This window comes from Geodermatophilus sp. SYSU D00697 (assembly GCF_054050175.1).
In genome coordinates this window covers 1-18,747 of the sequence record NZ_JBJGYV010000007.1, presented here as the reverse complement: position 1 = coordinate 18,747, position 18,747 = coordinate 1, and the positions used below count along the sequence as shown (strand labels likewise).

The window sequence follows — 18,747 nt, the reverse complement described above, 5'->3', positions numbered from 1 at the left end:
CGCAGGGGAGCGGGCGCTCCTGCGTCGTCCCCCGTGCCGGAGACGACGGAGCGGGCGCCCCCGGGTCCCGGGGACGCCCGCTCCGCGGGGGAGGGCGGTCAGGCCGTGGCGGCCGGCTTCGCCTCCCGGGCCTTGGCGCGGCCGAGGTCGTTCAGCGGCACCTTGTGGGTCTCCCGCATGGTCAGCACCGCGATGGTCGCGACGACGGCCGCCGCGCTGGCGAAGATCGCGACCGGCACCCAGTTCTCCAGCGCCGGCCCGGCCAGCGCGGCCGCGATGGACGGCGCGAACCCGCCCAGCGCGAAGCCGAACTGGGTGCCGACGGCGACGCCGGACATCCGCACGCGGGTGTCGAACTGCTCGCTCCACAGCGCGTAGCCCACGCCGCCGTAGGCGCTGTAGGCGACGCCGCCGAGCAGGATGCCGAAGAGGAACACCAGCCCGAGGTTCGCCTGGCTGACCGACCAGATGAACGGCCAGATCAGCACCGCCGGGCCGAGCGCGCCGACGACGAACACGGGCTTGCGGCCGATCCGGTCGCCGATGCGGCCCCACATCGGGATGGCGGCCAGGGCGACGACGTTGGACAGGATGAGCATCCACAGCAGGCTGGTCCGGGAGAGGCCGATCGTGTTGACGCCGTAGGTGAGGCTGTAGATCGACAGGATCGTGCTGATCGTCGAGACCAGCGCGGCGAACACGATCTTGAGCACGTCGGCCGTGTAGTGCCGGAACAGCTGCTTGAGCGGGGTCCGCGGGACCTCCTGCCGCTCCTGCTCCTCCTCGAACGCCGGCGTCTCGTGCAGCGACCGCCGGATCCACCAGGCCACCACCATGACCACGGCGCTGAGCAGGAACGGGATCCGCCAGCCCCACGACAGCAGGGCGTCGGTGGGCAGCGCGGCGATCGGGATGAAGACCGCGGTGGCGAGGATGAGGCCGAACTGGGTGCCGGCCAGCGTGAAGCTGGTGAAGAACGCCCGCCGGTTGGCCGGTGCGTGCTCCAGGGACATCGAGCTGGCGCTGGACTGCTCGCCGGCCACGGCCAGTCCCTGGCAGATCCGGAGGACCAGCAGCAGGATCGGGGCGGCGAAGCCGATCTGTTCGTAGGTCGGCAGCACGCCGATGAGGAAGGTCGCGATGCCCATGCCGAAGAGGGTGATCAGCAGGACCTTCTTGCGGCCCAGCTTGTCCCCCATGTGCCCGAGGACGAACGAGCCGACGGGGCGGGCCACGTAGGCGACACCGAACGTGGCCAGCGAGGCGACGGTGGCGGCGGCCTGGTTCCCCTCGGGGAAGAAGATCTGCGGGAAGACCAGCGCGGCCGCCGTCCCGTAGATGAAGAAGTCGTAGTACTCCAGCGCGCTGCCGATCCAGGCGCTGACCGCGGCCTTGCGGGGGGTCTTGGGCCGGTGCGGCTCGTGCGCGCCGGAGGGCTCGACCAGGACGTCGTGCACGTGGTCCTCCTCGATGCTGGGACGTCGGTGGCGGGTGCCGACCGGAGGCGCCGGGAGCCTGGGAAGCGGGTCCGGAGCCGACCGGGACGACTGTTTCAGAGTCGGTGCAACCGGTTGCAGGAACCGGTTGCAGGAATGGTGCTGCCCGTCACACCGTCCTGTCAAGTGGCGCGGGACACCTCGCCGGCGGCCTCCGTGCGGCCGGGACCGCCCGGCCGCGGTCCCGGAGGTCAGCGGGGTTCGACCGCGACGGCGGGGGTGGTGAGCAGCGCCTTCAGCGCACCCAGCAGCCCCAGGACCGCGACGGCGACGGCGCACCACGCGCCGGGCCCGAGCCGGGCGGGGCTCCACCCGGCACCGGAGAGGACGACGACGACGCCGACGGCCACGGCCTCCGCGACGACCAGTGCCAGCAGGCCCACCAGCCGGTGGGTGCGCGCGCGGCGCAGGAGGGACAGCCCCAGGAGGAAGAGGACGGCCCCGCCCGCCACGACCACGAGTGGTGCCCAGACGTCGCTGCCGGGCAGCTCACCGCTGCCGGTGCCCAGCGTGCCGAACGCCTCCAGGACCGGCACCAGGCCGGCCGTCCCCGCACCCCTCCCCCAGGGCAGCCAGAGGCCCAGGCCCGCGGCGAGGCCGGCGAGCAGGAGGGCGGCGGCACCGACCCGGTCGGCGCGCCGGAGCGCGACCAGCCCGCGGGTGACGTCAGGGGCGCCCGCCCTCGGGCCGGTCGCCGCCGGGGGTGGACGCTCGGCGACGGCGACGCCGCCGGTCCCGCTGTCCGCTGACCGCGCGAGGCCGGGCCCGGCTCCGACCGGAAGCGGCTCGGCCGCCATGTCCTCGGGCGGCTCGGCCGCCATGTCCTCAGGCGGCTCGGCCGGGAACCCCAGGATGGTCGGGCCGGGCCCGGTGTCCGCCGCGGTCGGGGCGGCCCCGGCGTCCTCCGGACCGGGGACCGGCAGCGGGACGGTGGCCCCGTCGTGCGCATCGGACGGCGAGGGGAGCGGGTCAGGACTGCGCGGCGCGGGCGGGCCGGGGCGGGAGGGCGGCTGGGGGGACTCGGCCATCGGTGCCTCCGACGACGCGGGCGCGGGGAGACGCCCGTCACACCGAGGGTAGGGCGGGCGGCAGCCCGCCAGCAGGCCGCGCGGAACGGGACCGAGCGGAAGTCCGGCGCGTCGCACACGACGCGCCGCGTTCCCGGCGGGCGAGGAGGACCGGCCCTCTCTCAGTGCAGCCGCGACCGCCAGTCGGCGGGCACCCGGCCGCGCGGGCCGGGGGCGGGCTGGTCGAGGGGGTGGTGCAGCGGCGGGGCCAGCGCCGGACCGGCGACGACGTCCTCGCGGGTGAAGTCCCAGAACCACCCCTCGCCCGGCTCGAAGCTGCGCACCACCGGGTGGCCCGCGGTGGCCGCGTGCTCCCGGGCGTGGCGGGACGGCGAGGAGTCGCAGCAGCCGACGTGGCCGCACTGCGCGCAGCGGCGGAGGTGGAACCACCAGCCGCTGGTCGCCTCGCACTCCACGCAGCCGGTGCCGCTCGGCGGCACCGACGGGTCGATCCCCGGGGTGGCGGTCATCGCAGCTCCCTCCCGTCCCGACGGCTGGGGTGCCCACCGTAGGCCCGGGAGGGTGTCGCGGGGGAGCTGCGGCGGACTAGCGTGGCGCGCGTCCGCGACCGCCCGCGCCGCGCAGTCGTGACCCGCTCCCCACCCATCCCGGACACCACCACCGGGCCCGGCGTGCCCCGGCGGTGCCGACAGGAGGACGTCATGGGCAGACCGGTCCTGCTCAGCGTGGACGACGACCCCGGGGTGTCCCGCGCCGTCGCCCGCGACCTGAGACGCCGGTACGGCGAGGACTTCCGGGTGCTCCGTGCCGCCTCCGGTGACGAGGCGCTGGAGGCGCTGCGCGAGCTGAAGCTGCGCGGCGACCCGGTGGCGGTGCTGCTGGCCGACTACCGGATGCCGGGGATGAACGGCATCGAGTTCCTCGAGCGCGCCATGGACCTGTTCCCCCGTGCCCGCCGGGCGCTGCTGACCGCCTACGCCGACACCGACGCCGCGATCTCGGCGATCAACCTCGTCGACGTCGACGCCTACCTGCTCAAGCCGTGGGACCCGCCGGAGGAGAAGCTCTACCCGGTGGTCGACGGCATGATCGACGCCTGGCGGGCCGCCCCGGACACGGGCTTCGAGGGGGTCAAGCTGGTCGGCCACCGCTGGTCGGCGCCGTCCTTCCGGGCCCGGGACTTCCTGGCCCGCAACGCCGTGCCCTACCGCTGGTACAGCGCCGACGAGCCCGAGGGGCAGCGGATCCTGGCCGCCGCCGGCGCGGGGATGGACGACGTCCCGCTGGTGGTCACCTCCGACGCGCAGGTCCTCCGGCACCCGAGCGAGGCCGAGCTGGCGGGGGTCGCCGGCCTGGACACCGAGCCGCGCGAGGACTTCTACGACCTGGTCGTCGTCGGCGGGGGCCCGGCCGGCCTCGGGGCCGCGGTGTACGGGGCCTCGGAGGGGCTGCGCACCGTCCTGGTCGAGCGCGAGGCCACCGGCGGGCAGGCGGGGCAGAGCAGTCGGATCGAGAACTACCTCGGCTTCCCGGACGGCGTCTCCGGCGGGCAGCTGGCCGACCGCGCCCGGCGGCAGGCGGTGAAGTTCGGCGCCGAGCTGCTGATGGCCCGCGACGTGGTGGCCCTCGAGGCGCACGGGCCCAAGCGGGTGGTGCGGCTCGACGACGGGCGGGCGGTCGCCGCGCACGCCGTCGTCCTCGCCACCGGCGTCTCCTACCGCAGCCTCGGCGTGACCGGCGTCGACGACCTCACCGGCCGCGGCGTGTACTACGGGTCGGCGATGACCGAGGCCGCCGAGTGCGCCGACCGGGACGTGTTCATCGTCGGCGGTGCCAACTCCGCCGGCCAGGCCGCGGTGTTCTTCTCCCGGTATGCGCGCTCGGTCTGCCTGCTGGTGCGCGGGCCGTCCCTGGAGGCCTCCATGTCGGCCTACCTCATCGAGCAGGTCGCCGGGATCCCCGCGATCAGCGTGCGCACCTGCACCACCGTGGACGCCGCTCACGGCGACGGGCACCTGGAGGCCATCACGGTCCGCGACGCGCGCGACGGCGGGACCGAGACGCTGCCGGCCAGCCACCTGTTCGTCTTCATCGGCGGCGCACCGCGCACGGGTTGGCTCGACGGCGCCGTCCGGCGCGACGACCGCGGGTTCATCCCGACCGGGCCGGCGCTGGTGCAGGACGGGCACCGCCCGCCGGGCTGGTCGCTGGACCGCGACCCCTACCTGCTCGAGTCCAGCCTGCCCGGCGTGTTCGTCGCCGGGGACGTGCGGTCGGACTCGGTGAAGCGGGTCGCCTCCGCCGTGGGGGAGGGCGCCATGGCGGTCACGCTCGTGCACCGGTACCTGGGGGAGAGATGACCGAGCTCGCGAGGTCATCCGGAGGCACGGCCCCCCTGGACACGGCTCCGACGAGCGCCGGCGAGGAGGAGACGTGACCGCCGCGGCGAGCCGGCTCTCGCCGGCCGAGCTGCGCGAGCTGTTCCTCTTCGCCGACCTCGACGACGAGCAGCTGGCGTGGGTGGCCGAGCACGGCGACGTGGTCGAGTGCCCGGCCGGCTCGGACGTGTCGGTGGAGGGCGAGCCGGCGACGTGCTTCTACGTCCTCCTGGACGGCGAGATGAGCATGGTCCGGTTCGTCGGCGGGGGCGAGGTCGAGACCATCCGGACCTCCCAGCGCGGCGTCTACTCCGGTGCGGTGCAGTTCTACATCGGCGAGCGGATCGCCCAGACCTACCCGGGCACGGTGCGGGCGGTCACCGACTGCCGGTTCCTCGCGCTGCCCGCCGCCGAGTTCGAGGCGGTCTTCCGGCGCTGGTACCCGATGGCGGTGCACCTGCTGGAGGGGCTGTTCTTCGGGCAGCGCAACATCGCCGAGCTGGTCAGCCAGCGGGAGCGGCTGCTCGCCCTCGGCAAGCTCTCCGCCGGCCTCACCCACGAGCTGAACAACCCGGCCGCGGCGGCTTCGCGGGCGGCCGCCTCGCTGCGCGAGCGCTTCGCCGGCATGCGGCACAAGCTGGCCCTGCTCTCCACCGGCAAGCTCGACGCGTCGGTGCTGCGTGCGCTCACCGACCTGCAGGAGGAGCTCGTCGCCCGGGTGGGCAGCGCCGCCGAGGTGAGCGCCCTGGAGCGCGCCGACAGGGAGGACGAGCTCGGCGACTGGCTCGACGAGCACGGGATCGGCGGGGCGTGGGAGCTGGCCGGCGTGTTCGTGCCGGCGGGGCTCGGGCCGGACGACCTCGACCGGGTGGCCGCCGCCGTCGAGCCCCCGGCGCTGGAGGCGGCGCTGCGCTGGCTGGCCTACACGGTGGAGACCGAGACCCTGATCGGCGAGATCGCCGACAGCACCAGCCGCATCTCCGCGCTGGTCGACGCCGCCAAGCAGTACTCGCAGCTCGACCGCGCGCCGCACCAGCCCACCGACCTGCACGCCGGTCTGGACGCCACGCTGGTGATGCTCAGCGCCAAGATCCCGCCGGGGGTCACCGTCGTGAAGGACTACGACCGGTCGCTGCCGGCGGTCCCCGCCTACGCCGGCGAGCTCAACCAGGTGTGGACCAACCTGGTCGTCAACGCCCTCGACGCCATGGCGGGGGAGGGGACGCTCACCCTGCGCACGGCCCGGGACGGCGACTGCGCCGTGGTCGAGGTCGCCGACACCGGCCCGGGCATCCCCGAGGACCTGCGCCGCCGGGTGTTCGAGCCCTTCTTCACGACCAAGCCGGTGGGGCAGGGCACGGGCCTGGGCCTGGACGTGTCCTGGCGGATCGTCGTGAACCGGCACGGCGGCGACCTGCGGGTGCAGTCTCGGCCCGGCGACACCCGGTTCCAGGCGCTGCTGCCGCTGGTGGAGGCCCCCCGCGGCTGAGGCCCGGCCCCGGCCCACGCGACCTACCGCCGCGATCATGGACCTCGGGATCGGACACGCCGTCGTCCCCGGGTGTGTTGCCACCCGAGATTCATGATCGTCGGGAGGCAGGGGATCGGGCGGTAGGACCGTTCTCGCGGAGCCGGCCAGGGCCGAGGGGCCCTCCCGGCAGCACCGGCCGCGACGACGCAGAATCGAGGGCGGAGGGCGAGCGACCGACCCGCCTCCGCCCTTCCCCGGAGGCGCCCGCGTGACCACCCAGCCTGCTGCCCGCTCCGGCGCTCCGGCCGCCGACCCCGACGGCTACCAGCCGGACCCGCGGCGCTGGCGGGCCCTGTGGGTGACGCTCGTGGTGGGTTTCATGAGCCTGCTCGACGTCAGCATCGTGTCGGTCGCGCTGCCGTCGCTGCAGCGCGACCTCGGCGCGTCGCCGGCCACCGTGCAGTGGGTCGTCTCGGGGTACGCGCTGACCTTCGCGCTGGCGCTGGTCCCGGCGGGGCGGCTCGGTGACGCACTCGGCCGGCGGCGGCTGTTCCTCGTCGGGCTGTCGCTGTTCGTCGTGTGCAGCGCCGCGGCCGGAGCGGCGCCCACGGTCGGGCTGCTGGTCGCCGCCCGGCTCGCCCAGGGGCTGGCCGCGGGGTGCCTGGCCCCGCAGAACTCGGGGCTGATCCAGCAGCTGTTCCGCGGAGCCGAGCGCGGCCGGGCGTTCGGACTGTTCGGGGCCACGGTGGGCATCTCGACGGCGGTCGGCCCCGTCGTGGGCGGGCTGATCCTGGCGCTGGCCTCGGGCCCGGGCGGCTGGCGGTGGATCTTCTACGTCAACGTGCCGATCGGCGTGGTGGCGTTCGTGCTGGCCTGGCGGCTGCTGCCCCGCGGTGGGACCGGACGGCGCGGCGGCATCGACGTCGGCGGCGTCCTGCTGCTCGGCGTCGGGGCGCTGGCCGTCCTGCTGCCGCTGGTGCAGGCGGAGGCCGGCGGGCTGGCCCGGCTGTGGTGGTTGTTCCCGGCCGGTGCCGCGGTGCTGGCCGGCTTCGTGGCCTGGGAGCGGCGGGTCGTTGCGCGCGGCGGGGAGCCGGTCTTCGACCCGCGCCTGGTCACGCAGACCCGCGGCTACGCCATCGGCGCGGCCCTGGCCACCGTCTACTTCGTCGGGTTCAGCGGCATCTGGCTGGTCTTCGCCCTGTTCTTCCAGCTCGGCCTGGACTACACCCCGCTGCAGTCGGGCCTGGCGGTGACCCCGTTCGCCCTCGGTGCCGCGGTCTCGGCGGTGGTCGCCGGTCGGCTGGTCGAGCGGTACGGCCGCGCGATCACGGTGGTCGGGCTGGCCCTGGTGATCACCGGCCTGGTGTCCGTGGCGATCGTGCTGCTCACCGTCCCGTCGAGCGCGGCCGGGTGGGCCACCGCGCCGGCGCTGCTCGTCGGCGGGATCGGTGGTGGCTGCGTGATCTCCCCGAACATCACCATGACCCTGCGCGACGTCCCGGTCCGGATGGCCGGCGCCGCCGGCGGCGGGCTGCAGACCGCCCAGCGCTTCGGCGCGGCCATCGGCACCGCGGCCCTGCCGGGACTGTTCTACGTCGTCCTCGGCGCCACCGGCGAGGACTACCCGACCGCGGCGGCCGCGGGGCTCGCGGTGGCCGTGGTCGGGGTCGGCGCCGCCCTCGTGCTCGGGGTGGTCGACCTGCGCGGCAACCGCCGGCGGGACGCCGCCGAGGCGGCCGAGCGCGACGACGCCGACCGCGAGCACGCCGACCACCGGGGCCACGCCCACCCCTGAGCCGAGGGGTCAGCCGCCCCAGATGTCCTCCACCAGGCGGTCGGCGGCGCGCAGCCCGGCGAGCCAGGCCTGCGCGTCGGCCTCGCCGGTCCCGGTCCGCTCCCGGAAGACCCGCACCAGCGCGCTGCGGACCCCGGGGGCGATGGTCGCGGCGTTGCCGCAGACCAGGACGACGGCGCCCTGCTGGAGCAGGTCCCACACCTCGTCGGCGCAGTCGAGGACCGCGTCCTGCACGTAGCGGCAGGGCCGGCCGTCGTCCCGGGAGAAGGCGTTCTCCACCCGGACCAGGCCGCGCCGCTGGAAGTCGAGCAGCTCGTCGGCGTAGAGCAGGTCCGAGCCGGGCTCGCGGCAGCCGAAGACCAGCAGCGACCGCGCCACCGGGGCGCCCTGGTCGCGCTGGGCCGCCCGTTCCTGGAGGAAGCCGCGGAAGGGGGCCAGCCCCGTCCCGGCGGCCACCATGAGCATCGGCACCTGCGGCTCCGGCGGCCGGAACGGGATCGTCGGCTCGCGCACGAAGACGAACACCGTCCCGTTCACCGGCAGCTGCGCGAGGTGGCCCGAGGCGACCCCGGTGAAGGTCCCCCCGCCGGAGCGGGCGGGGCCGTGCACCACGCCCGCGGTGATGCTGCAGACGTCGGGGCTGGTCAGCGGCGAGGAGGAGATGGAGTAGAAGCGCGGCCGCAGCGGCGGCAGCAGATCGAGGTACTCCTCGAAGGGCAGCGCGCAGGCCGGGTGGGCCTCGAGCAGGTCGATCACCGACCGGTTGGGGGCGTGGACCTGTTCCCGGTACCACTCGTCGTCCGCGGCGAGCCGCTCGAGCGCCGCCCGCTGCGCCGGGTCGGCGGTGTGGCGGGCGAGGACCTCGATGTCGTCCCGGGTGGCGACGTCCTGCAGCTCCACGCAGCTGCCGAGCACTCCGAGCACGGGCGCGGGCTCGTCGATGGGCAGGTGGGTGTGCGATCCGGAGGTGGGGATGATCGTGACGTACTGCCCGGCGTCCAGGCCGAAGTGGCCCATGACCCGGCGGAGCAGCTCGGCGCTGTTGCGCGGCAGCACCCCGAGGTGGTCGCCGGCGCGGTAGTGCTGGTCCTCGGGCAGGGCCACCTCGATGTGCCGGGTGGACCGCCCGGGCGCCCCGTACGGGCCGGCGCCGAGCAGCTCCCGGTTGGCCAGCACCCGGGCCGGGCGCGCCCGGTAGGAGAGGACCACCGGGTTGGTGAGCTGCCGGTTGGTCAGCGTGATCGACAGCCGCGGGCCGGCGGGTGCGGGAGTGGCGACGTCGTCCGGCAGGTCCAGCGCGGTGGCGAGGGTCGGCCAGAGGTCGCCGTGCCACGTGCGGTACTCCGCGTCGAAGTCCCCGGCCGCGTTGCCCTCACCGCGGGCGTGCGCCCGCTCGCCGCCGTGGGCCGCCAGTTCCCGGTCCAGCAGGGTGGGCACCGCCTGGTAGGTGCTGGCCCACTCGGTGTTGCCGCAGCCGAACACGGTGTAGGTCACGCCCGCGGCCGCACCGGGCGGCGCCGAGCTGATCCAGCGGCAGAACGCGGCGGCGTTGTCCGGCGGCGTCCCGTTGTAGGAGGAGCAGACCACGAGCAGGGCTCCGCCCGCGGGCAGGTCGTCGACGTGGTCGTCGAGGGCCCCCAGCGTCACGTCGAAGCCGCGCTCGGTCCCCTCCTGGGCCAGCTTCGTGGCGATCGCCTCGGCGGTGCCGAGGTTGGAGCCGAACAGCACCGTCAGCTTCGTGCCGTGCCGCGAGACCGGGGGCATCGGTGCGACCTGCGGGGCGGCGGTCCGGGCGGCGGGCTCCGGTCCGGTCCGTTGGACCGGGATGCCGAGGGGGACGTCCACCCGCGGCAGCACCTGCAGGTGGAAGTCGTCGGGCTTGATCGTGAGGGTGGTCTTGGTGCGCAGCTGGTAGCCGCGGCTGTCGACCAGGTCGAAGCGCTGCAGCAGCAGGCCGAGCACGAGGGCGGCCTCCTGCAGGGCGAACTGGCGCCCGATGCAGGCCCGCTGCCCGGTGCCGAAGGGCTTGTAGGCGTGCGGCGGGAGCGCGGCCAGCCGTTCGGGGGCCACGTGGTCGGGGTCGAACTGCGCGGCATCGGGACCCCACACCGAGGTGGCGCGGTGCAGCGCCGGCGTGAGCACGGTGATCGGGGTGTGCGCGGGGATCGCGTAGCGGCCGCCGACCACGGTGTCCTCGAACGGCGCGCGGGTGAAGCCCGGCGCGGTCGGCCAGAGCCGCAGCGACTCGTCGAGAACCTGCCGGACGTAGCGCAGCCGCTGCACCTGCTCGAACGTGGGGGACGCCGCGCGGCCGAGCACGGTGTCGACCTCCGCGCGGGCCCGGTCGAGGAAGCGCGGGTTGGCGACCAGGTAGTACAGCGCGAACGACAGCAGCCCGGAGGTCGTCTCGTGCCCGGCGATGAGGAAGGTGATGCACTGCGCCCGGATGTTGCGGTCGGGCAGCCGCTCGCCGTCCCTGTCCACCCCGGTCAGCATCCGGCCGAGCAGGTCGGTGGTGTCCGCGGCGTCCCCCTGTGCCCGGCGTTCGGCGATGAGCCGGTCGACCAGGCCGTTCATGAACGCCTGGTCCTCGTCGAGCTGTCGCTGGGCCCGGACCTTCAGCCGGGTCTGGATCGGCAGCTGCCGGGCGCGGGCCTGGGACTCGCTCAGCGTGCGGATCATCGCGTCGACGAACGGGTGCGGGGTCTCCCGGTAGAAGGAGTTGAACCGGTAGCCGAAGCCGCACAGCGCGATGGTGTCGAGGGTCAGCCGGGTCATGTCGGCCGGGACGTCGACCTCCTCTCCCGGGTTGAGCCGCGACCACTTCTCCACCAGCTGCTCGGCGATGTCGAGCATCTTCGGCAGGTAGTCGCGCATCGCCTGCAGGCTGAACGGGCTCATCAGGATCTCGTGCGCCCGGTGCCACAGCGGGTCCTCGGTGTCGGACGTGAACAGCCCGTTGTCGAGGGCGTCCTTCTTCAGGTTGGCCAGCCCGCCGCCGACCAGCTTGTCGAACCGGGCGTCGTCGCAGACCTCCGCGACCAGCTCCGGCCCCGACACGATCAGCCGCGTGCCGCCGGGGACGGTGAGCCGGAAGAGCGGCCCGTACTCCTCGGCCATCCGCATGAGGCTCTCGAAGGGGCTGGCCGTGTCGATGTCCAGGACGTTGCCGAGCAGCGGCACGCCACGCGGGCCGGGGACCTCGTCGAGGGCGATGGTCGCGGTCATGGGGACGCTCCTGTCGGCCGGCGCACCAGCAGCACGGTGCTCACCAGCAGCACCCAGGCCGGGAACACCAGCAGGATCGCGGGGTGGAAGGTCACGCTGACCAGCAGGAACCCGGCCAGCAGGTAGCTGACGACCGCGAGCGGGCGGGGCAGCATCCCGGCCGCGGTCGCCAGGCCGGTGGTGGTGATCATGTACATCCCGGCGGCTCGGACCCCGTAGACGAAGACCAGCGTGTAGCCGACCGAGGACAGCGCCCGGGCGACGTCGGGCCCGGGCAGCGGGGCGTCGGAGAAGCGGGTGAGCAGCGCGACGGCACCGGCCGCGGCCGACCCCGCGAACAGCATGCAGACGAACAGGACGGCGCTGGCCAGGTGCAGCCAGTGCGGGATCTCCGCCCACGACCGCGGACGGCGCAGCTGGAAGGCCGTGCGGGTGGCCATCGCGTGCCACAGGCAGGCGATCCCCGCGAACGGCACCAGGTAGAGCCCGACCACCGTGAGCGTGTCGGCCCCTCCGCCGTCGTAGAAGGCGCGGTAGGCGTCGTCGGGGTCCCCGAGCCCCGGGATGCGGCTGACCAGGACGAGCGCTGCGACGATCAGCGCGGCGAGGACGAACCCGGACCACCCTGCCGTGCGGGCGTGCGCGGCGACCAGCGCGGTGGTGGCGGGGTCGGCCGGTGCCGCGCTCGGGCGGTCCGCCGGGGTCCGTGTCGGGACGCGCATGGTGCCCTCCGGCGACCGCCGGCCCCGGGCGTTCCGGGCGTGGTCTGGCCCACGGCCGGGGAGGAACCGCACCCTCCTACACCCGCTCCCGATCCCGGTCAACGGGCCCGCAGGCGGTTCCCGGGAGCAGGCCGCCGGTCGGTCACCGGGGTCGCCGGGTCGCCCACTCCCGGTGAGCTCCGCGACGGCGCACGCCCCTGGGCTGGGCGGCGTCATGGGAGCGCTGCCGGGGCGTCTCCAGGGCGTGACGATGAGGCTCATCCGGCCCGCGACGCCCGTCGACCCGCCGCGCGCGCCGGTCACCACGCTCCTGGTGGGCGACGCGCACCCGGTCCTGCGCTGCGTCCTGCGCGACTGCTTGGACGACGTCGACGACATCGCCGTCGTCGCGGAGGCCGAGACGGGGGACGAGCTCCTCGAGGCGGGCCTGCGCGCCCGCCCGGACGTCGTCCTCGTGGACCCGGAGCTGCCCGGTACCGATCCGCTGCAGGCGGCGCGCGAGCTGCTCGACGTCGCGCCGGCCCCGCGCGTCGTCGTGCACGCGCGCTGCTTCAGCCTGGTGACCTTCCACCGGGCGCGGCGCCTGGGAGCCGTCGGCTACCTGATCAAGGGCGCCGACCTGGTCGACCTGCCCCAGCGGATCCGCGACCTCGCCGCGGGCGGCACCGCGTGGACCCCGCGCGCGGTCCGCGAGTTGGACGTGTGATGGTCGGGCGACGGGGACGACGGTCGCCTTCCGGACCCGGTCGCTCCTCGCTCGCCGTGTTGACGGCTCGCTCCGCTCCTCGCTCGCCGGCGCTCGCTGCGATGCTCACTCGCTGTCGGCTCGCTGGCGCTCGCTGCGATGCTCCCGGGCTCGTCAGGCGACGAGGACGACGACGAGCGTCCGCGGGCCGTGCACGCCCTCGACCCGGTTGAGCTCGATGTCGCTGGTCGCCGACGGGCCGCTGACCATGGTGAGCGGCGCGGTCGGCTCCAGCCGGGCCAGCGCCTCGGGCACGCCGCCGACGACCTGGCCGGCCTCGACCACGCACACGAGGCAGTCGGGCAGCAGCGACAGCGCCCGGCGACCGGACAGCGGCGAGCCGTCGAGCACCAGGGTGCCGGTCTCGGCCACGGCGACGGCGACCCCGGTGACGGTGGCGGCGAAGGCGGCCAGCTCGACGGCGGGCCGGCCGTCGTCCTCGCGCACGCCCTCGGGCCGCCAGCCACCGGGGACCCCCGGCGCGACGACGACGTCCGCCACGGCCCACCCGGCGCCGAGCCCGGTCTCCAGCGCGCCGGCGACCGTGGCGGCCACCGCGTCCGGAGCGCAGCGGAGCACCGCCGCCTCGTAGTCCTCGAGCCGGTCGGTCAGGACGTCGAGCAGCGTCCCGACCGGCCGGTCGTCGGTGGTCCGGTAGTGCCGGTGGACCTCCGGGACGACGCGCCGCTCGCCCAGCGCGGTGCGGATCCGGCCGAGCACCTCCTCGCGCGCACTCACGACCGGCCCCCGTGCTCCCGGGCCCACTGCTGGGTGAAGGTCTCCCGCGGTGGGGTGGGCAGGTCGCGGCTGCGGGTCCAGCCCGACAACGGCGGTGGCAGCGCGGGGGGCAGCGTCGGCCGACCGCGGGCCAGGAACCGGCCGAGACCGGCGGCGCGCTGGGCCAGGCGCCACAGCCGTGGCCGCGACATCGCCGTCGCCAGGGTCCGGAAGGCCGCCGCCTCCGGCGTGACCTTCTCCTGCGCCTCGACGTGCTCGGCCCGCAGGTGCACCAGGATCGACGGGATGTCGATGGCCACCGGGCAGGCGTCGTAGCAGGCGCCGCAGAGCGAGGAGGCGTAGGGGAGCGAGGCGTTGTCCTCGACCCCGGTCAGCTGCGGGGACAGGACCGCGCCGATCGGGCCGGGGTAGACCGAGCCGTAGGCGTGTCCGCCGGTGCGCTCGTAGACCGGGCAGACGTTGAGGCAGGCCGAGCAGCGGATGCAGTGCAGCGCCTCGCGGCCCACCTCGTCGGCGAGCACCGCCGTCCGCCCGTTGTCGAGCAGCACGAGATGGAACTCCTGCGGGCCGTCGCCGGGCGTGACCCCGGTCCACATCGAGGTGTAGGGGTTCATCCGCTCGCCGGTGGAGGACCGGGGGAGGAGCTGGAGGAAGACCTCGAGGTCGCGCCAGGTGGGCACCAGCTTCTCGATGCCCATGACGGTGATCAGCGTGTCGGGCAGGGTCAGGCACATCCGGCCGTTGCCCTCGGACTCGACGACGGCCAGGGTGCCGGTCTCGGCGACGGCGAAGTTGGCGCCGCTGATGGCCACCCGGGCGCGCAGGAACCGCTCGCGCAGGTGTGCCCGCGCGGCCATCGCCAGCCGGCGCGGCTCGTCGGTCAGGTCGGCCCCGGCACCGGGCTCGGCGAACTGCGGCATGGTGCGCAGGAAGATCTCGCGGATCTCGGCGCGGTTCTTGTGGATCGCCGGGACGAGGATGTGCGACGGCGCGTCGTCCCCGAGCTGGACGATGAGCTCGGCGAGGTCGGTCTCGTGCGCGGTGATCCCGGCCGCCTCCAGCGCCTCGTTGAGGCCGATCTCCTGGGTGGCCATCGACTTGACCTTGACCACCTCGTCGGCGCCGGTCGCCTGCACGAGCCGGGTGACGATCGCGTTGGCCTCGGTGGCGTCGCGGGCCCAGTGCACCGTGCCGCCGCGCGCCGTGACCTGCCGCTCGAGCTCTTCCAGGTGCTCGTCGAGGCGGGCCATGGTCGCGGTCTTGAGCGCCTTGCCGGCCTGCCGCAACTCCTCCCAGTCGGGCACCTCGCCGACGACCGCGGCCCGTTTGCGGCGGATGGTGCTGGTCGCGTGGCCGAGGTTGGCCCGCAGCTGCCCGTTCCGGAGCGCGTCGCGGGCGGCGTCGGGGAAGGGCCGGTCGCCGCGCAGGTGGCCGACCCCGCGGGGCGCGGTCGGCAGGCCGAGGAAGGTCGGCGCCGGCGGGGGCACCGACTCGTGCATCGGCGGGGGAGACGTCGTGGTCACGCGGGCACCGCCGGCTTCGTCGTCTGGTGGGGGCTCACGGCCTCTTCGGTCGAGGCGAGGATCTCGGCCAGGTGCACCGTCCGCGTGCCCGAGCGCAGCCGGGAGAGGCCGCCGCCGATGTGCATCAGACAGGAGGCGTCGCCGGCGGTGCAGACCTCGGCGTGCGTGGAGAGCACGTTGGCCATCTTGTCGGTGAGCATCGCGGTCGAGGTGTCGGCGTTCTTCACCGCGAACGTGCCGCCGAAGCCGCAGCACTGGTCGGCGCCGGGCAGCTCGACCAGCTCGAGCCCGCGGACGGCCCGCAGCAGTTGCAGCGGCCGGTCGCCGACCCGCAGCAGGCGCAGCGAGTGGCAGGTCGGGTGGTAGGTGACCCGGTGCGGGTAGTAGGCGCCGACGTCGGTGACGCCCAGGACGTCGACGAGGAACTGCGAGAGCTCGAAGGTGCGCGCGGCCAGCGCCTCGGCCTCCTCGGCCAGCGCGGACTCCCCGGCCCGGCGGGCCACCATCGCCTGCTGGTGGTGGATCGAGGCCACGCAGGAGCCGGACGGCGCCACCACCGCCTCCGCGCCGGCGAGCGCCCGCACGTGGTTGGCGACGATCGGCACCGCCTCGCGCCGGTAGCCGGTGTTGACGTGCATCTGCCCGCAGCAGGTCTGCCCCGGCGGGACGACGACCTCGTGGCCCAGCCGCTCCAGCAGCGTCGCGGTCGCCATCGCCACCTGCGGCACCATCGTGTCCACCAGGCACGTGGCGAACAGCGCCACCCTCATCCCGTCTCCTCCCCGCCGCGCACCCTGCTCGACTCCCGCACCACCAGCTCCGGCTCGAACACCGGCTGTTCGTGCCGGTGCCCCGCGCGGGCCTCGTCCAACAGCAGCTCGGCGGCCCTGCGGCCGAGCAACTGGCGCGGCTTGCGGACCGACGTCAGGGGGACGGCGGCCGCCGCGGCGAACTCGATGTCGTCATAGCCGACGATGGCGAACTCGTCGGGGACGCGCACGCCGGCGCGCACCATCTCCTGCAGCACCCCGAGTGCCAGGAGGTCGTTGGCACACACGACCGCGGTCGGGCGGTCCGCCGCGGGGAGGGCGAGCACCTCGGCCGCGGCCTCCCGGCCCCCGGCCACGGTGAGCTCTCCCGGGGAGAGCACCGTCAGCTCGGCGTCCGGGGCCGCGCCCACGGCCGCCGCCACGCCGGAGTGGCGCTCCTGCACCTGCGGCAGGCCGGAGTGCCCGCCGACGAAGGCGATCCGGCGGTGCCCGCACTCGAGCAGGTGCCCCGCGGCCAGCCGGCCCCCGAGGACGTCGTCGGTCGCGACGGCGCACTGGTCGGCGTCGGGAGCCCGCCGGTCGACCAGCACCACCGGGACGCCGCGACCGCGCAGCGCCGCCAGCTCGGGGGTCAGCTCCGCCGTCGGCGTGATGAGCACCCCCTGGACCCGCTGCTCGGCGAGCACCGCGAGGTGCGCGGCCTCCTTGTCCGGCCGGTCGTCGGAGTTGCACAGGATCAGCGCCAGCCCGGCGGCGTTGACGACGTCCTCCACCCCGCGGGCGACGTCGGTGAAGAACGGGTTGGCGATGTCGAGGACGACCAGGCCGACCGTGCGGCTGGAGCCGGCCCGCAGCTGCCGGGCCGACTCGTTGCGGACGAACCCGAGCTCGGCGATGGCGTCGAGGACCCGGCCGCGGGTGGCAGCGCTGACCAGCTCCGGCCGGTTGAGGACGTTGCTGACGGTGCCCACCGAGACGCCGGCGCGGCCGGCGACGTCCCGGATGCTCGCGGTCAGCGGTCCTCCTCAGCACGTGTCGTCGCCGGTCGCCCAGCCCGCCTTGACGCATTCCTACCGCACTGGCTATGGTCTGCACCACATTGGAGTGAAACGTTTCACCCCGCCGTCCCGGCACCGAGGCCGGGCGGGACCGCCGGAGGACCCGTGCCCCGCGTCTGCTTCACCCTCCAGGTCCGGCGCGACCGGCTGGCCGACTACCGCGCGCGGCACGCCGCCGTCTGGCCGGAGATGCTGACCGCTCTCCGGGATGCCGGCTGGCGGGAGTACCAGCTGTTCCTCCGCGACGACGGCCTGCTGGTGGGCACCGTGCTGACCGACGACCTCGGGGCGGCACAGGCCGCGGTGGACGCCGCTGCGGTGAGCGCCCGCTGGGAGGAGGAGATGGCCCCCTTCTTCGAGACCGGCGACGGCCGCGGCAAGGCCACCCTGGACCTCGTCTTCGACCTCGACGCCCAGCTGGCCGCGGCCGGCGAGCCCACCACGGCACAGACAGGAGACCGACCGTGACGACACCACGTACCCGCGCCCTCGAGGCCCTGGCACAGCAGACGATCGAGCTGCCCTCGTGGGCGTTCGGCAACTCCGGCACCCGGTTCAAGGTGTTCGGCCAGCCCGGCGTGGCCCGCGACCCCTTCGAGAAGCTCGAGGACGCGGCCCAGGTGCACCGGTACACCGGCGCCGCGCCGCGGGTGTCGCTGCACATCCCGTGGGACCTCGTCGACGACTTCTCCAAGCTCGCCGCGCACGCCGCCGACCTCGGCGTCTCGATCGGCGCGATCAACTCCAACCTGTTCCAGGACGACGACTACCGGCTCGGGTCGCTGACCCACCCGGCCAAGGCGGTCCGGGACAAGGCGATCGCCCACCACGCGCAGTGCGTCGACGTCATGCGCGCCACCGGCTCGACCGACCTCAAGCTGTGGCTGCCCGACGGCACCAACTACGCCGGCCAGGACGACCTGCGCGGCCGCCAGGACCGGCTGGCCGACTCGCTCCAGCAGATCTACGCGCTGCTCGACCCGGGCCACCGGCTGCTGCTCGAGTACAAGTTCTACGAGCCGTACTTCTACGCGATGGACATCCCCGACTGGGGCACCTCGCTGCTGCACTGCCTGGCCCTCGGCGACCAGGCGACCGTCGTGCTCGACACCGGCCACCACGCGCCGGGCACCAACATCGAGTTCATCGTCATGCAGCTGCTGCGGGTGGGCCGGCTGGGCGCCTTCGACTTCAACTCCCGCTACTACGGCGACGACGACCTGATCGTCGGCTCCGCCGACCCGTTCCAGCTGTTCCGGATCATGAACGAGATCGTGGCCGCGGACGCGTTGCGCCCGGAGTCGAAGGTCAACTTCATGCTCGACCAGTGCCACAACATCGAGCCGAAGATCCCCGGCCAGATCCGCTCGGTGATGAACGTGCAGGAGGCCACGGCCAAGGCGCTGCTGGTCGACCGCGAGGCGCTCGCCGCCGCGCAGTCCTCCGGTGACGTGCTCGCCGCGCACGGCGCGCTGACCGACGCCTTCTCCACCGACGTCCGCCCGCTGCTCGCCGAGCTGCGCGAGTCCCAGGGGCTGGACGGCGACCCGTACGCCGCCTTCTCGCGCAGCGGGTACCAGGAGCGCATCGAGGGGGAGCGCGTCGGCGGCCAGCAGGCCGGCTGGGGCGCCTGACCACACCGAGATCGGAGAACGGACAACCATGACGAACCCCGTGGTCAGTGAGCTGATCGGGCGGAGCAACCGGCTGGGTGGCGATCCGCGGAACACCAACTACGCGGGGGGGAACACCTCGGCCAAGGGTGCCGGGGTCGATCCGGTGACCGGGGGTCCGG

The 18,747-nt window shown here is 74.7% G+C and carries 15 protein-coding genes; 6 read left to right on the top strand and 9 right to left on the bottom strand.

Translation table 11 applies throughout. From position 1 onward, the window contains the following. Nucleotides 1-98 precede the first annotated feature (98 nt). From ACI79C_RS08355 to ACI79C_RS08345, 3 genes are all read right to left on the bottom strand, one after another. Complete coding sequence (locus tag ACI79C_RS08355; RefSeq protein WP_456945170.1) at nt 99-1,457, bottom strand: MFS transporter; 1,359 nt, start codon at nt 1,455-1,457, stop codon at nt 99-101. A gap of 230 nt (nt 1,458-1,687) precedes the next feature. After that, on the bottom strand, nt 1,688-2,524 hold the full coding sequence (locus tag ACI79C_RS08350) for a hypothetical protein (RefSeq protein WP_456945169.1): 837 nt from the start codon (nt 2,522-2,524) through the stop codon (nt 1,688-1,690). 161 nt (nt 2,525-2,685) lie between these two features. Further along, nucleotides 2,686-3,033: a UBP-type zinc finger domain-containing protein gene (locus ACI79C_RS08345; RefSeq protein WP_456945168.1), complete on the bottom strand. Its 348-nt coding sequence runs from the start codon at nt 3,031-3,033 to the stop codon at nt 2,686-2,688. Nucleotides 3,034-3,225: 192 nt separating this feature from the next. Between ACI79C_RS08345 and ACI79C_RS08340 the strand changes: the two genes are divergently transcribed. From ACI79C_RS08340 to ACI79C_RS08330, 3 genes are all read left to right on the top strand, one after another. Further along, complete coding sequence (locus ACI79C_RS08340; protein ID WP_456945167.1) at nt 3,226-4,884, top strand: FAD-dependent oxidoreductase; 1,659 nt, start codon at nt 3,226-3,228, stop codon at nt 4,882-4,884. Between the two features lie 73 nt (nt 4,885-4,957). After that, the gene (locus tag ACI79C_RS08335) at nt 4,958-6,391 is read left to right on the top strand and encodes an ATP-binding protein (protein ID WP_456945166.1); all 1,434 of its coding nucleotides are present in this window, start codon (nt 4,958-4,960) and stop codon (nt 6,389-6,391) included. 250 nt (nt 6,392-6,641) lie between these two features. Continuing rightward, nucleotides 6,642-8,168: an MFS transporter gene (locus ACI79C_RS08330; RefSeq protein ID WP_456945165.1), complete on the top strand. Its 1,527-nt coding sequence runs from the start codon at nt 6,642-6,644 to the stop codon at nt 8,166-8,168. 9 nt (nt 8,169-8,177) lie between these two features. Here the strand turns inward: ACI79C_RS08330 and ACI79C_RS08325 are convergent, their stop codons facing one another. Both ACI79C_RS08325 and ACI79C_RS08320 read right to left on the bottom strand, forming a co-directional pair. Beyond that, complete coding sequence (locus ACI79C_RS08325) at nt 8,178-11,396, bottom strand: bifunctional cytochrome P450/NADPH--P450 reductase (RefSeq protein WP_456945164.1); 3,219 nt, start codon at nt 11,394-11,396, stop codon at nt 8,178-8,180. Next, the gene (locus ACI79C_RS08320; RefSeq protein WP_456945163.1) at nt 11,393-12,118 is read right to left on the bottom strand and encodes a hypothetical protein; all 726 of its coding nucleotides are present in this window, start codon (nt 12,116-12,118) and stop codon (nt 11,393-11,395) included. Before ACI79C_RS08320 ends, ACI79C_RS08325 begins: the two co-directional genes overlap by 4 nt. 250 nt (nt 12,119-12,368) lie before the next feature. Between ACI79C_RS08320 and ACI79C_RS08315 the strand changes: the two genes are divergently transcribed. Next, nucleotides 12,369-12,824 (top strand): response regulator, encoded by a 456-nt coding sequence (locus ACI79C_RS08315; RefSeq protein WP_456945162.1) that lies wholly within the window; start codon nt 12,369-12,371, stop codon nt 12,822-12,824. Nucleotides 12,825-12,977: 153 nt separating this feature from the next. On the opposite strand, the gene ACI79C_RS08310 is transcribed toward ACI79C_RS08315, so the two are convergent. The 4 genes from ACI79C_RS08310 to ACI79C_RS08295 are packed head-to-tail and all read right to left on the bottom strand — an operon-like array spanning nt 12,978 to nt 16,898. Next, nucleotides 12,978-13,601 (bottom strand): LutC/YkgG family protein, encoded by a 624-nt coding sequence (locus tag ACI79C_RS08310; protein WP_456945161.1) that lies wholly within the window; start codon nt 13,599-13,601, stop codon nt 12,978-12,980. Further along, the gene (locus ACI79C_RS08305; RefSeq protein WP_456945160.1) at nt 13,598-15,124 is read right to left on the bottom strand and encodes a LutB/LldF family L-lactate oxidation iron-sulfur protein; all 1,527 of its coding nucleotides are present in this window, start codon (nt 15,122-15,124) and stop codon (nt 13,598-13,600) included. Before ACI79C_RS08305 ends, ACI79C_RS08310 begins: the two co-directional genes overlap by 4 nt. Next, nucleotides 15,121-15,894 (bottom strand): (Fe-S)-binding protein, encoded by a 774-nt coding sequence (locus tag ACI79C_RS08300; RefSeq protein WP_456945159.1) that lies wholly within the window; start codon nt 15,892-15,894, stop codon nt 15,121-15,123. The genes ACI79C_RS08305 and ACI79C_RS08300 overlap by 4 nt, the downstream gene beginning before the upstream one ends. Next, on the bottom strand, nt 15,891-16,898 hold the full coding sequence (locus tag ACI79C_RS08295) for a LacI family DNA-binding transcriptional regulator (protein WP_456945307.1): 1,008 nt from the start codon (nt 16,896-16,898) through the stop codon (nt 15,891-15,893). The genes ACI79C_RS08300 and ACI79C_RS08295 overlap by 4 nt, the downstream gene beginning before the upstream one ends. A gap of 159 nt (nt 16,899-17,057) precedes the next feature. Between ACI79C_RS08295 and ACI79C_RS08290 the strand changes: the two genes are divergently transcribed. Both ACI79C_RS08290 and rhaI read left to right on the top strand, forming a co-directional pair. Next, nucleotides 17,058-17,420 carry an L-rhamnose mutarotase gene (locus ACI79C_RS08290; protein WP_456945158.1) on the top strand — a complete coding sequence of 121 codons (363 nt, stop codon included), beginning with the start codon at nt 17,058-17,060 and terminating at the stop codon, nt 17,418-17,420. Then, nucleotides 17,417-18,586 carry an L-rhamnose isomerase gene (gene rhaI, locus ACI79C_RS08285; RefSeq protein WP_456945157.1) on the top strand — a complete coding sequence of 390 codons (1,170 nt, stop codon included), beginning with the start codon at nt 17,417-17,419 and terminating at the stop codon, nt 18,584-18,586. Before ACI79C_RS08290 ends, rhaI begins: the two co-directional genes overlap by 4 nt. Nucleotides 18,587-18,747 lie beyond the last annotated feature (161 nt).